Source organism: Paenibacillus sonchi (assembly GCF_016772475.1).
Classification (GTDB): Bacteria; Bacillota; Bacilli; order Paenibacillales; family Paenibacillaceae; genus Paenibacillus_AQ; species Paenibacillus_AQ sonchi.
Window position 1 is genome coordinate 3,450,558 of the sequence record NZ_CP068595.1, and the last position, 12,810, is coordinate 3,463,367.

Consider the following 12,810-nt stretch of genomic DNA (forward strand, 5'->3'; position numbering starts at 1 on the left):
CGGAATGGAGACTGACAATTCCGATCACGTGAATGATACTTCTCTGGAAGATCACCGGATAAAGAGTAAGCTGGTACACGACCCCATAGAGCTGGAGCTGGTGCTTATCCGCCATGGGTCTACGCAGTGGAACAAGGAGCGCCGTTATTTGGGCTACACGGATCTGCCGCTGCTCCCGGCGGCGCTGCAGCAGCTGTCTGCAATAAGGGACCACTCTGCACTCAGCGGGGAGTTCTGGCGCGTCTGCTGCAGTGACCTGCGCCGATGCCGGGAGACTCTGGCAGCGGCGGCCCCAGCCCTGGAGCCCCAGGCAATCTATGATTCCCGGCTGCGGGAGATGAATTTCGGGGCCTGGGAAGGCTGCACGTATGAGCAACTGAAGGATAACAAGCATTACCGCAGCTGGATCGACGACCCCGAGTCGGTAACACCGCCGGGAGGTGAGGCGTGGGAGGAATTTGCGGGCCGGATAGATAATTTCTGGACTCAGCTCCAGCGGGAAGCGGAAGCAGCAGCAGGAGTAGCAGAAGTAGCAGGAGTAGCAGGAGTAGGATCAGTAACACCCCTGATTGATGCGGATTCTATGGGTCCGGGAGGGTGTAATGCAAAGACTGACGCATCGGAGCCAGAGTCAGCCCAAGGTTCCGCGATTCTTCGTGTACTCTTGGTAACGCATGGCGGCGTCATCCGGCAGCTGTTGGCGCGGATCGTCGAAGGAATGACGTTCTATACCGCAGCGGCCCCGGCTCCAGGTGAGGTTACTGTAATGAACCTTCGGAGGCATGAGGGAACTTGGAGCAGGATAGCACGCGAAGTCCAGTGAGCATCTTGAAGGGTCTGGCAGACAATTGTCAGCTGATTGTATTATGTACAGCAGAATCAGGGAAAATGGACTCCAAAACGCATTCTGCTGTATTTCCTGCAACAGATTTTCGGAAATTGGCCCTATTAAGGTGGAATTCCAAAATTCTATCCTGAAATAACGATGTCCGATTCATACGACATGGTTATGGAAGCCAAATTGAGGGCCTTCTCCGAGATTGCATCGTCTGAAGTGCCGCCAATGGGCGGCATGAATGTCTATTGTACGTAGTGCAACAGAACACGAAAAAGGATAATTTCACCCTAATTCAACTGTACAAAATACAACAGATCATCCAGGGTAGCCCTGATTACGTTGGGTAGTCCCGATCACGTTCGATAAGCCCTGATTACGTTGGGCAGTCCCGGTCAAGCCCGGTAACCCCGGGTCACGGCCGCTTGTCCCTCCATAGAACCACAGCGGGAAAAAAATCCCGGGGCTGTGGTTCTTTTTTTACGAAGAAGACTGTGCCATGATAGCTATGGGGGCGATTGAAGCATGTTCAAGGATTTCAGGCTCATTGCCGGCCGGCCGGTATATATACAAGTTAAGGATTACATGAAGCATCTTATGATCAAGGGCGCCCTTCAGGGGGGCCGAAAGCTTCCGTCGACCCGCGAACTCAGCACTTTGCTGGGCGTCAGCCGCAATTCGGTTATTTCCGCCTACGAGGCACTTGCGGACGACGGCTTCACGTATGCGGTGCAGGGCCAGGGAAGCTATGTGGCACAAGGTGCAGCGGCCCAGGCCGGGAACACGGGGGAAGCCGCGTGGACTCTCGACTGGACAGTACGGTTAAGCAGCCAGGCCAAGCTTGCCGAAGAGCTGGATATCATGAAGCGCGGGATACGTGCGGCGAAGGGGACGATTTCTTTTACCAGCATCGCGCCTGATGAAAGCCTGTTCGATCTGGATAATGTGAAACGGGCGTTTCTGGAACGCATGGCGGTGGAAGGCAATGTGCTGCTGAACTATGGCTATGCCAAGGGGTATAAGCCTTTAATAGACTATTTGAAGCAATATATGGAGCACAAAGGCGTGGATATGCGGGGCAAGGACCTGTTGATTACGAACGGGTTTACGGAAGGGTTTGATGTGGTGTTGTCGGCGCTCGGCCGTAAAGCCGGGGCAGTGGTGTGTGAGAATCCTACACATCATACGGCGATTAAGAATATGAAGCTGCACGGCTTTGAGATTGCGGGCGTGTCCATGGAGCGTGACGGCATCCATCTGGGAGAGCTGAAGCGGGCGCTGGAGGCGCGGGAATATGATTGCGCGTATTTTGTTCCCTCTTATCACAATCCAACGGGCATCGTCATGTCTCCCGAAAAAAGGCAGCGGCTCATGAAACTGATGGCCGAATACAAGGTGCCGGTAATCGAGGACGGCTTCAACGAGGAGCTGCGGTATTCGGGTTCCCACGTGGCTCCTCTGATTGCCGCGGCGGGCGGCGGGAACGGTGTGATCTATCTGGGCAGCTTCTCCAAGGTGCTGTTTCCCGGATTGCGGGTCGGCTGGGTGCTTGCGGATCAGGAGCTGATTTACTACCTGGAAAGTGTCAAAAGAGCACGCAGCATCCATACCTCGACGCTGGATCAATCGATTCTGTACCAATATCTGCTCGGCGGCAATCTGGAGAAATACCTGAAGCGGGCCAGAGCGGAATATAAGCGCAAATACGAGCTGACTCTGGCCTGCTGCCAGGAGCATATTCCGTATGCGTCACTCACCGGGGATGGGGGCCTGCATCTTTTTGTGACATTTGCTGACGGTTTCAGCACAAGAGAGCTGCTGGGCGCATGCCGGGAGCAGGGAGTTATTTTTACGGCGGGGGATATGTTTTATACGAATGGGCAAGGGCAAAACACGCTGCGGCTGGGCTTTTCCAGGGTGGCTGATGGGGATATCCTCAAGGGCATTGAGATTATTGGCAGGACCGCACGGCAACTACTGGGATGAAGAGGGGTTAGGAGAATGAAAAAAGTAGGCGTGATTATGGGCGGGGTATCCTCGGAATATGAGGTGTCGCTGAATACGGGCAGGGAAATGCTGAAGCATCTGGACCGCAGCAAATATGAGGGCGTTCCGATTGTCATTCATTCGCGGGAAGAGCTGGTTGATGCGGTAAAAGGCCTGGATTTCGCGCTGCTCGCCCTCCACGGAGCCTACGGCGAGGACGGAACGGTGCAGGGAACACTGGAGACGCTGGGTATTCCCTATTCCGGAAGCGGCGTGCTCGCAAGCAGCCTGTGCATGGATAAGCATCTGTCCAAGACCATTATCCGCAGCAAAGGTGTGCACACCCCTGCCTGGCTCTGCCTCGACCGGATGGAGGATTTATCGCCTGAAGCGGTGGAGGCTCTTGGTTACCCGGTAATGGTTAAGCCGAACTCAGGCGGCTCCAGCATCGGCATGACAAAGGTGAACAGCAGTGCGGAGCTGCGAAGCGCGGTGGAGAAGGCTTTTGCCGCGGATTGTTCGGTGCTGATTGAGGAATATACCGAGGGCCGGGAAATTACCTGCCCCATTCTCGGAGGAACGCTGCTGCCGGTCATCGGCATCCGTTCGCTTGGAGCGGATTGGTTCGATTACAGCGCCAAATATGAGCTGGGCGGTGCAGAAGAGCGGGTGATTCAGCTGCCTGCAGAGCTTGAGGAACGGGTGCATGCGGCGGCCTTGGCCTGCTATCAGGCGCTGAAATGTACGGTATACGCCCGGGTGGATATGCTGGTGAAGGACGGCATTCCATATGTGCTTGAGGTAAATACACTGCCGGGCATGACCGAAACCAGTCTGCTGCCAAGAAGTGCGCTTGCTGCCGGATATACCTTCAGCGGGCTGCTGGATGAGATCATCTCCGGTTCGCTTGCAGAGCGGCGGGGGATGGAGGCTGCGGTAGACAAACAAGGCCTATTAGGAACCCGAGGCATACAGGGAGAAGACCGAAACCTGGAAGTGCAGAGCAATCAGGGTTTGCGGGAAACCATTCAGGAAGCCATGCAAGAAACCATGCAGGAAGAGCTGACAACGAGGCAGGGAGTGATCAACTATGTATAAAATGAAGCCGTTCCTGCCACAGGATAACAGCGCCCTGCTGAGTGAGCGGATTGCTCCGCGTGTGCGGGAGATTGCGCCTTCGGGCATCCGGGCTTTTTTTGACCTGAGTGCGGGTAACAACGATATTATATCACTTGGGGTGGGTGAGCCCGATTTCACCACGCCTGAGCATATCCGTGCCGCCTGCATCCGAGCCCTGGAACGGGGAGAGACAATGTATACCCCGAATGCGGGCCTGCCGGAGCTGCGGGAGGAGATTGCCCGCTATCAGCAGGAGAGCTTTGGACTGGCGTATCATTCGCAGGACGAGGTGATGGTAACGGTAGGCAGCAGTGAAGCCCTGGATCTGGCGCTGCGTGCCTTTACCGCTCCGGGGGATGAGGTTATCATTCCTTCTCCGAGCTATATTGCTTATTCGCCCATCGCCTATTTGAACGGAGGAACGCTGGTGGAGGTCGAGGCTGCTGCGGAGCAGGGCTTCAAGCTTACTGCCGAGGCATTGCAAAAAGCCATAACCCCGCGTTCCAAGCTGCTGATGGTGAACTTTCCGAATAATCCGACGGGAGCGGTCATGTCTTATGAGGACTGGATGCCCATTGCGGAAATTGTAAAGGCCCATAATCTGATCGTCCTGTCGGATGAAATTTATGCCGAGCTGACCTATGACAGCAGACATGTCAGCATCGCCTCGCTTCCCGGCATGAAGGAACGGACGATTGTGATCAGCGGCTTCTCCAAAGCCTTCGCCATGACCGGCTGGCGGGTCGGCTATGCCTGCGGGAACCGCGAGCTGCTGGCCGCGATGCTCAAAATCCATCAATATACCGCAATGTGCGCACCGGTCCTGGGCCAGATTGCCGCGGTGGAATCGCTGCGTCATGGATTGCCCGACAAAGATTATATGAAGGAATGCTTCCGGCAGCGCCGTTCGCTGTTCGTTGAAGGGCTCAGATCCATCGGGCTGCATTGCCATGAGCCGCAGGGGGCATTTTATGCCTTTCCTTCCATCAGGCATACCGGAATGAAGTCGGAGGATTGTGCGCTGCGGCTGCTGCGGGAAGCAGGAGTTGCAGTTGTGCCGGGCCATGTGTTCGGAACGGGCGGCGAAGGCCATCTCCGCTGCTCCTATGCGGCTTCCCCCGCAAAGCTGACCGAAGCGCTGGAGCGGCTGGAAGGTTTCATGAAGGTAAAAATGTAATTGTAAGATCAATCTCTATCCCCTATAATCCTTAAGGAAGAAATAGGGAGTTGTGACGGAATAGCTGGCGCAGCCGCAGCAGAGTGCCCTCTTCTTCAGGGAAGAGGGCACTCTGCTACGTTAGTTGTATGTATGGGTTGGAACCCCATTTTCAATGCAAAAAATACTCAGGAGGCTATATGATGATCTCAGCAATTGAAGAAGTAACGGGGCCGATTGCTCCGCCGGATGAACAAGCGGCACTGCGGGCGGTGCTACGTCTGAACAGTCTGACCAAGCCCCCGGGAAGCCTCGGGCAGCTGGAAGCGCTGGCCGTCCGCCTGGCGGGCATTTCGAAGACGGAGCAGCCCAGCTATGGGACACGCACTGTTGTTGTAATGGCTGCCGACCATGGGGTGTGCTGTGAGGGGGTCAGCGCTTTTCCGCAGGAGGTTACGGTGCAGATGGCCTATAATTTCCTCAGCGGAGGGGCGGCGGTGAATGTGCTGGCCCGCCAGGCCGGGGCAAGCGTGAAGTTCGTCGATATCGGTATCCATGCAGAGCTTGAACACCCGGAGCTGATCAACCGTAAAGTACGGCCGGGAACGGACAACATGGCCGCAGGACCGGCCATGAGCCGGGAAGAGGCTCTTGAGGCAGTACTTGTGGGTGTAAGAATTGCCCAGGAAGCGATAAAAAGCGGAACGGAGATTTTGATCACTGGTGAAATGGGCATCGGCAACACCACAGCCAGCGCTGCCATTCTGTGCGCTCTGGGAGGCCTCCCGCCGGAGGCGGCGGTTGGACGCGGAACAGGGATCAACGATGAACGGCTGCTGCACAAAATTGAAGTTGTGGAGCGCGCGCTGCGGGTGAACGCCCCGAATCCGGCAGACCCGGTCGATGTGCTCTCCAAAGTAGGCGGACTTGAGATTGCCGGGTTGGCCGGGCTTATTCTTGGGGCCGCTGCCGCCCGCGTTCCCGTCATTCTTGACGGGTTCATCTCCGGCGCAGCCGCATTGGTCGCCAAAGCCATTGCCCCCGAGTCCACAGCGTATATGATCGCTTCCCATGTATCGAATGAGCAGGGCCACAAGCTGATGCTGGAGTGCCTGGGACTGGAAGCGCTGCTTGATCTGGGGCTGCGGCTGGGTGAGGGGACGGGAGGCGTGCTCTCTCTTCACCTGATTGAAGCGGTCAGCCGCATCATGACTGAGATGGCTACCTTCGAAAGCGCCGGAGTTTCGGGGGCTGAGGGGAAATGAGCATTCTTGTAACCGGCGGGGCGCGCAGCGGGAAAAGCGGTTTTGCCGAGCGGCTGGTGCTCTCCCTGGCGGATCAGGCCGTATATGTGGCTACCGGACAAGCCTTCGATGAAGAAATGAAGGCCCGGATTGCCCTGCACCGCAAGCATCGTGAAGAGAGCGGCGGCGCATGGGAGATGCTGGAGGAGCCGCTTGAGCTGCCTGCACTCCTCGACCGCCTCTCCGGCGGCAAGGCGGTGCTTGTGGATTGCCTGACGCTGTGGCTCTCTAATGTCCTGCTGGCCGTGGAGGATCAGGAAGACAGACAGGAACGGGTGGAGCGGGAACTTTCCCGGCTGGAGCGGAGTGTAGCTTCCTTTCGCGGTACGCTGGTGCTGGTGACGAACGAGGTGGGTGACGGCATTGTGCCGGAATACGCGCTTGGCCGGCTGTACCGGGATTTGGCCGGGCGGATGAATGCGCTGCTGGCCCGGCAGTGCGGGCAGGTTTTTCTGGTTACTGCCGGGATTCCGGTTGAGCTGAAGAGCCGGGAGTACCGGTTATGAGCGCGCGGGGGATGCTGCGGCTGCTTTTCAGTTTCTTTCACGCTTCCCGGTTAAGGGGGGCGGGGATTTCTCCCGCGAGCTGCTGCAGCGCAGCGTGGTGTATTACCCTGCGGTTGGTGCAGCCATCGGGTTAAGTGCGGCATTAGGCGCAGGCGTTGCGGCCTGGCTGCTGCCTGCCTGGCCTGCCGCCGTCATCACCCTGATCCTGTGGGTGTGGCTGACGGGCGGCTTGCATCTGGACGGCTGGATGGACTGTGCGGATGGGCTGCTCAGCTACCGCACGCGGGAGCGGATGCTGGAGATTATGAAGGACAGCCGCGTTGGGGCCATGGGGGTGCTGGCCTGCATGCTGCTCCTGCTGCTGAAGGCCTCGCTGCTGGCGGCATTCCTCGAAGGCGGCTCCTGGAGGGAGCTGCCGCTGCTTCTGCTGCCGCCGGTCTGGAGCCGCTGGTACATGGTGCGGGTCATGGTCCGCTACCCGCTTGCCCGCGGCGATGACGGCCTGGCCGCCAGCTTCAAGGGCGTGCCTGCCCGGCAGGAGCGGCGCACGCTGCTGCTGGCGGCGCTGCTCTCGCTGGCCGCAGCCGCCGCGCCGCTGGCGCTGGGCGCGGGCGATGTCTGGCCGCAGCTGCTGGCAGCGGCCATCCTGGCCCCGGCGCTGGCGCTGGCCTGCGGCACGCTCGCTGCGCGGCGGGTCCGCAGCCGGCTCGGCGGGCTCACCGGCGACGTGTACGGCGCGCTGAACGAGCTGCTGGAGGCGCTGCTGCTGCTCCTGCTGGTGCTGCTGCAGCATAACCTGTAGCGCGCGCCAAACCACGGGATAAGCTATACCGGTGACCGCTTATCCACATATACAACTGCTTCGCCTGTACGCCGGCAGCAGGAATATAACAAGGAGGCTTGGCATGGAAGATCAAGCAGCAGCAACACAAAGGAAGCCGCAGCCTGCGGCCGTGCTGATGATCCAGGGCACGGCCTCGGATGTCGGGAAGAGTCTGGTGACCGCGGCCATCGGGCGGATTATGACCCGGGACGGATACCGCACGGCACCGTTTAAGTCGCAGAACATGGCGCTGAATTCCTATGTCACTGAGGACGGCAGGGAAATTGGCCGTGCCCAGGGCATGCAGGCCGAAGCGTTCGGCATTACCGCCACCACGGACATGAATCCGATTCTGCTGAAGCCCTCAGGCGAGATGAGTGCCCAGATTGTGGTGCACGGCGTGCCGCATACAGCGCTGAGTGCGCGCGAATACCGGGAGAAGTTTCTGCCCGAAGCTAAAAACACGGTGATGGATGCGCTTGGGCGGCTGCGGGCGGCCTATGATATCGTGCTGATGGAAGGCGCAGGCAGTCCGGCGGAGATCAATCTGAAGGCCAGGGACATTGTCAATATGAACCTCGCAGGCTGGGCGGGTGCTCCGGTACTGCTGGTTGCCGACATCGATAGAGGGGGTGTGTTTGCCTTTCTGGTCGGCACGCTGGAGCTGTTGGAGCCGCATGAACGGGCCCGTGTCAAAGGCTTCATCATCAATAAGTTCCGCGGCGACCTGTCGCTGCTGCAGCCCGGACTCGATTGGCTGGAGCAGCGGACAGGCATCCCGGTGCTCGGGGTGCTGCCTTTTCTTCCGCGCCTGCGGATTGAAGCCGAAGATTCCGTGGTTCTGGAAGGAACCTCGGGCCGTCTGCATGCGGAACGGGGAAAGAGCTGGATATCGCCGTTATCCGCTACCCGAGAATCTCCAACTTCACCGATTTTGATCCGCTGGAGGATGAACCGGATACGGCTGTGCGTTATGTAAGCACCGCTGTAGAGCTGGGGACACCGGATGTCATCATCCTGCCGGGCACGAAGAACACAGCCGCCGATCTGGATTATCTGCGGGAGCAGGGCTTCCCGGAAGCTATCGCAGCCGCGCTGAACCGGGGAACCCGGCAGCTTGCGGGAATTTGCGGAGGATACCAGATGCTGGGCTTGAAGCTTCTTGATCCGCATGCTGTAGAAAGTGCAGAACCCGGCGAAAGGGAGGGTCTTGGGCTTTTGCCGCTGTCGACCTCTTTTCTGCGGCAGAAGACTACCGTCCGTGCCAGCGGCCTGCTGGCTCAGGATCATCCGCTGCTACTCTACGGCGGGGAAGCGGCTTCCGCTACGGCAGCAGAGCTGCCCGTGGAAGGATACGAAATCCATATGGGCACAACCACAAACCATGACCCTGCTTCGGTCAGAAGCCTCTTCCAGCTGAAAGGACCGGATGGGAGTATGCAGCAAGAAGGCTGGGGAACGCCGGAAGGGCGGGTCTGGGGAACCTATCTGCATGGATTGTTTCATAACGATGCCTTGCGCAGAGCCTGGCTTGACGGCCTGAGGCAATCTAAAGGACTTGCGCCGCTGGGGCAGACTTTCTCGGCAGCGGCGCTGCGCGAGCAGGAGTTCGACCGGCTGGCGGATACCGTGCGCGCGAGCCTTGACATGGCTGCCATCTATGAGATCATGGGTGTATCTCAGCAAGGGAGGTAACCATGATCATTGCGATTCTGCTCTTTATTGTTGCCGGCCTGGCCGAAAATGGCGGCGGCTACCTGGTCTGGCTGTGGCTGCGGGAAGCACGGCCGCTCTGGTATGGACTGGTTGGAGCGCTGATCCTCGTGGCGTACGGCATCATTCCCACCCTGCAGAAGTTTCCTTTCTTCGGCAGGGTCTATGCCGCCTATGGCGGGGTGTTCATCGTGCTGGCCGTGCTGTGGGGCTGGCTGGTCGATAAAAAACACCCGATCTCTATGACTGGCTGGGTGCCGGCGCTTTTCTTCGTTCGCCGCTCCCATGCTATAGATTGGCTTTGTGTAGTCTACACCCTGAGAGTGCATCATTTTGGTGAAGCCGCGAAGCGGGGACGCTGGTCCACATACTAAAGGCTGCAATAATCTACTAAGTCCAATTACTGAGACTGCAATAGAAACGGGTGCCGCTTCCTGCATGGAGCGGCACCCGTTTTATACTTGCTGTTGCGGCGGACTCGCGGGTACGCCGGACTATATTTTGAACTGCTGTACGGCTTGCTGAAGCTTCACGGCCTGTTGGTACAAATGCTCTACGGTTTGCGCATGAACCTCCAGCTCCTGGCGCTGGCGTTCGGAGTTGGCCGCAAGGGTATCGGCATTTTGCCGGGATTTGGAAGTGATCTGGGCCGTTTCCTCTACAGAGGCGCTGACCTCCTCGGTGCCTGCCGAAATCTGCTGTGTGGCGGCGGATACGGACTGAATGCTGTGGTTAATGCTCTGAATCAGAATCAGCAGATGGCTAAAAGCATTTCCGGCTTCGGCCACTTTGCCCACCCCGGAAGCCACCTCGGCATTCACGTGATTCATTTCTTCCACCGACCGGTTCATATCCTCCTGCAGGCTGAGCAGGAACTCTCGGATTTGCTCATTGGATTCCTTGGATTGTTCGGACAGTTTGCGGACCTCCCCGGCAACCACCGCAAAGCCGCGGCCATGCTCGCCCGCCCGCGCGGCTTCTATCGAAGCATTCAGCGAGAGCATTTGAATTTGCTTGGTGATTTCCGTAATGCCTTGGACAACCTCACCGATCTGCAGCGAACGCTCGTTCATGATGCGGAACTGCTCCAGTGATTTCACGGAAGCCTCTGCCACCTGGCGCATCTGTTCGACGGCGCTTTGGGCTATGTCGTTTCCGCCTGTTGCCTCTTCAGAAGCCTCGATAATCTGTTCGGTAACCTCACCGGCTGCTGAAGCGATATGCTGGATGCCGGTATTAATCTCATCCATGGCCCGGGAATTATCCTGCGCACTGCCCGCAATGGCAGCACTGCCTTTGCCGATCTCCGCAACGGACAGGGAGGATTGTTCAGCCATTCCGTTCAGAATGTCGGTGCGGCCCTTCAGATCATTGGAGTCTGCGACCACGATGCTGGAGGTATCCAGCACCTGTCCGATCATCTGCTTCAGCTGCTGGCTCATGGTCCGGAAGCTCTCGGCGAGCTGGCCAACCTCGTCACTGCCTTTAATCTCCAGCTGCTGGGTGAAATCGCCGCCTGCCAGCTTGTTGCTGTAGGCCGCAAGCTGTGTGATCGGGCGGGTAATTCTGCGGGTCATAAGCAGCGCAGAACCCACACCGACGATCAGTACGGCCAAAGTGATTCCGGCGCTGGTCCACAGGATACTGCTCATTTTATCTTTGACAAAAGCAACATCCGAACTTGCCCCGATGACCATTGTAGTGCCGGGAACACCGACATACGCGGTCTTATGTATACCATGACTGTCACTATAGATTTCACTGAGTCCGGCCTTTCCTTTGGCGGCCTGTTCCATGGCTGGCTGGACCTCGATGCTCTCATCCGGCTTCAGCCCGGCTCCGTGATCTGCGGTCAGCACGGTGGCTTTGCCTTCCTTTAAATCGATGAGAAAGATGGTTTCCAGATCATGCTGTTTTCGTTTATCCTGGAAATAAAATTCGATTGTTGTTCTCGATTGCTCGTTTTTGTTCAGAGTCTGCTGGGCATGTGCCGCATTCATATTTTTATAGATGTCCTGGGCGGCGGATGTCAGAAGCTTGTTGATCTGCGGCATGACATAGTTGTTGATGGTATTGATGGATATGAAATAAAAGCTGGTACTTAGCAGAACAGACGAGAGCAGCAGAACGACGAACAGCAAACGTGTAAATTTACGGCTGATTGATTTCTTGACTTGAAACATTTCATTCTCTCCTTATCCTTCAATTGCATCCTTCTAACCCATGTCAATGCTTTGTGGGCCGGTAAGCAGCGATATATTCCGTAGGTATTGGTCATATATAAGGCTATCATTTCCGGGAATGTGATTGATAACTATTCTATAGAATTAACCTCCGGTTGAATAGTGAAAATTTGCTTAATCCTGAAGAATTTTCAGAAAATATATGAATAAATGACGAATCCTTTGATTATTTAGCGAAAAAAGATGAATCATACGGTTTTTCATGAAAATTTAAAATTTCATAGCATGTTAGCTTTGATTGTGGTAGAGTAAACTTTTGTTCATATAGAACAGTTATACGTTCTTTGAAGGACGGTTTAATTGTTTCTGCTTGTCAAAAGCGGAACGCCGCGGTTCGTAACCATCCCGCGTAACCAAAACTAGGAGGAGTTACTGATTCATGTTTAATTTGTTGTGGGGAATTTTGTTTGTAGTTGTCAACTTTGGGTTTTATCTGCTCTGCTACCGGCTTTTCGGCAAAAAAGGCCTGTATGCTTGGGTCGGCGTGGCAACGGTCATCGCCAACATCCAGGTCGCCAAAACTATTGCCATGCCGTTCGATATTGTAATGACGCTGGGCAACACTATGTATGTCACGCTCTATATGACCAGTGACCTGCTGAATGAGAAATACGGGCGTGCCGAAGCGCGGCATGCGGTATGGTTTGGCTTTTTCACACTGCTGATGACCACCGCGATTATGCAGATGGTGCTCCTGTTCGAGCCGCAGGAAACGGATATCGCCCAGTCTTCGCTGGAGACCATCTTTGGTCTGATGCCGCGGCTGGCGCTGGGCAGCCTTACCGCCTATTTTATCAGCCAGTTCCTCGATGTCCGGCTCTATGCCTGGATTCGCAAATATTACAGCAGCTCGCGCCAGCTCTGGGTCCGCTCCAACGGCAGTACGATGGTCAGTTCTTTTGTCGATACGCTGGTCTTCTGCACGATTGCCTTCGCCGGAACCTATGACCTCAGAGTGTGGACAGAGATTTTGCTGACTACTTATGTTGTAAAATTCCTTCTTACCGGGGCTGGAACGCCAATTTTGTACATTGCCCGTTCCTTCAAATTTGCGGAGGACGATCTGCCTGTTCATACATCCCCAGATACACGCAGCGTTTCCTGAGGATTTGCTCGAGAAGCACC

9 protein-coding genes and 3 pseudogenes are annotated in these 12,810 nt (G+C 56.5%); 11 read left to right on the plus strand and 1 reads right to left on the minus strand.

Annotated elements, in window-relative coordinates:
• Nucleotides 1–4 precede the first annotated feature (4 nt).
• From JI735_RS15720 to JI735_RS15760, 10 genes and pseudogenes are all read left to right on the plus strand, one after another.
• Complete coding sequence (locus tag JI735_RS15720; RefSeq protein ID WP_051052361.1) at nucleotides 5–823, plus strand: histidine phosphatase family protein; 819 nt, start codon at nucleotides 5–7, stop codon at nucleotides 821–823.
• A 537-nt stretch (nucleotides 824–1,360) separates the two neighbouring features.
• Entirely contained in the window at nucleotides 1,361–2,821 is a 1,461-nt protein-coding gene (locus JI735_RS15725) for an aminotransferase-like domain-containing protein (RefSeq protein ID WP_202677547.1), read from the plus strand.
• Between the two features lie 15 nt (nucleotides 2,822–2,836).
• Nucleotides 2,837–3,742 (plus strand): annotated as a pseudogene (locus tag JI735_RS15730) (D-alanine--D-alanine ligase); the annotation flags it as partial.
• Between the two features lie 178 nt (nucleotides 3,743–3,920).
• Entirely contained in the window at nucleotides 3,921–5,117 is a 1,197-nt protein-coding gene (locus JI735_RS15735) for an aminotransferase class I/II-fold pyridoxal phosphate-dependent enzyme (protein ID WP_202677658.1), read from the plus strand.
• 182 nt (nucleotides 5,118–5,299) lie between these two features.
• Nucleotides 5,300–6,361, plus strand: coding sequence for a nicotinate-nucleotide--dimethylbenzimidazole phosphoribosyltransferase (gene cobT, locus JI735_RS15740; RefSeq protein WP_202677548.1), 1,062 nt, complete (start codon nucleotides 5,300–5,302; stop codon nucleotides 6,359–6,361).
• A complete protein-coding gene (cobU, locus tag JI735_RS15745; protein ID WP_202677549.1) occupies nucleotides 6,358–6,906 on the plus strand; it encodes a bifunctional adenosylcobinamide kinase/adenosylcobinamide-phosphate guanylyltransferase in 549 nt (182 codons plus the stop codon). The genes cobT and cobU overlap by 4 nt, the downstream gene beginning before the upstream one ends.
• A 13-nt stretch (nucleotides 6,907–6,919) precedes the next feature.
• Nucleotides 6,920–7,708 (plus strand): annotated as a pseudogene (cobS, locus tag JI735_RS15750) (adenosylcobinamide-GDP ribazoletransferase); the annotation flags it as partial.
• A 103-nt stretch (nucleotides 7,709–7,811) separates the two neighbouring features.
• Nucleotides 7,812–8,708: a cobyric acid synthase gene (locus JI735_RS37845; RefSeq protein WP_411830108.1), complete on the plus strand. Its 897-nt coding sequence runs from the start codon at nucleotides 7,812–7,814 to the stop codon at nucleotides 8,706–8,708.
• Complete coding sequence (locus tag JI735_RS37850) at nucleotides 8,672–9,424, plus strand: hypothetical protein (RefSeq protein ID WP_411830123.1); 753 nt, start codon at nucleotides 8,672–8,674, stop codon at nucleotides 9,422–9,424. Before JI735_RS37845 ends, JI735_RS37850 begins: the two co-directional genes overlap by 37 nt.
• Nucleotides 9,425–9,426: 2 nt before the next feature.
• Nucleotides 9,427–9,782, plus strand: a pseudogene (locus JI735_RS15760) (YnfA family protein).
• A gap of 154 nt (nucleotides 9,783–9,936) precedes the next feature.
• Here the strand turns inward: JI735_RS15760 and JI735_RS15765 are convergent.
• Entirely contained in the window at nucleotides 9,937–11,625 is a 1,689-nt protein-coding gene (locus JI735_RS15765; RefSeq protein ID WP_039838216.1) for a methyl-accepting chemotaxis protein, read from the minus strand.
• 439 nt (nucleotides 11,626–12,064) lie between these two features.
• Here JI735_RS15765 and JI735_RS15770 point away from each other — a divergent pair, with 439 nt between their 5' ends.
• Nucleotides 12,065–12,790 (plus strand): queuosine precursor transporter, encoded by a 726-nt coding sequence (locus JI735_RS15770; protein ID WP_051052180.1) that lies wholly within the window; start codon nucleotides 12,065–12,067, stop codon nucleotides 12,788–12,790.
• Nucleotides 12,791–12,810: the final 20 nt, after the last annotated feature.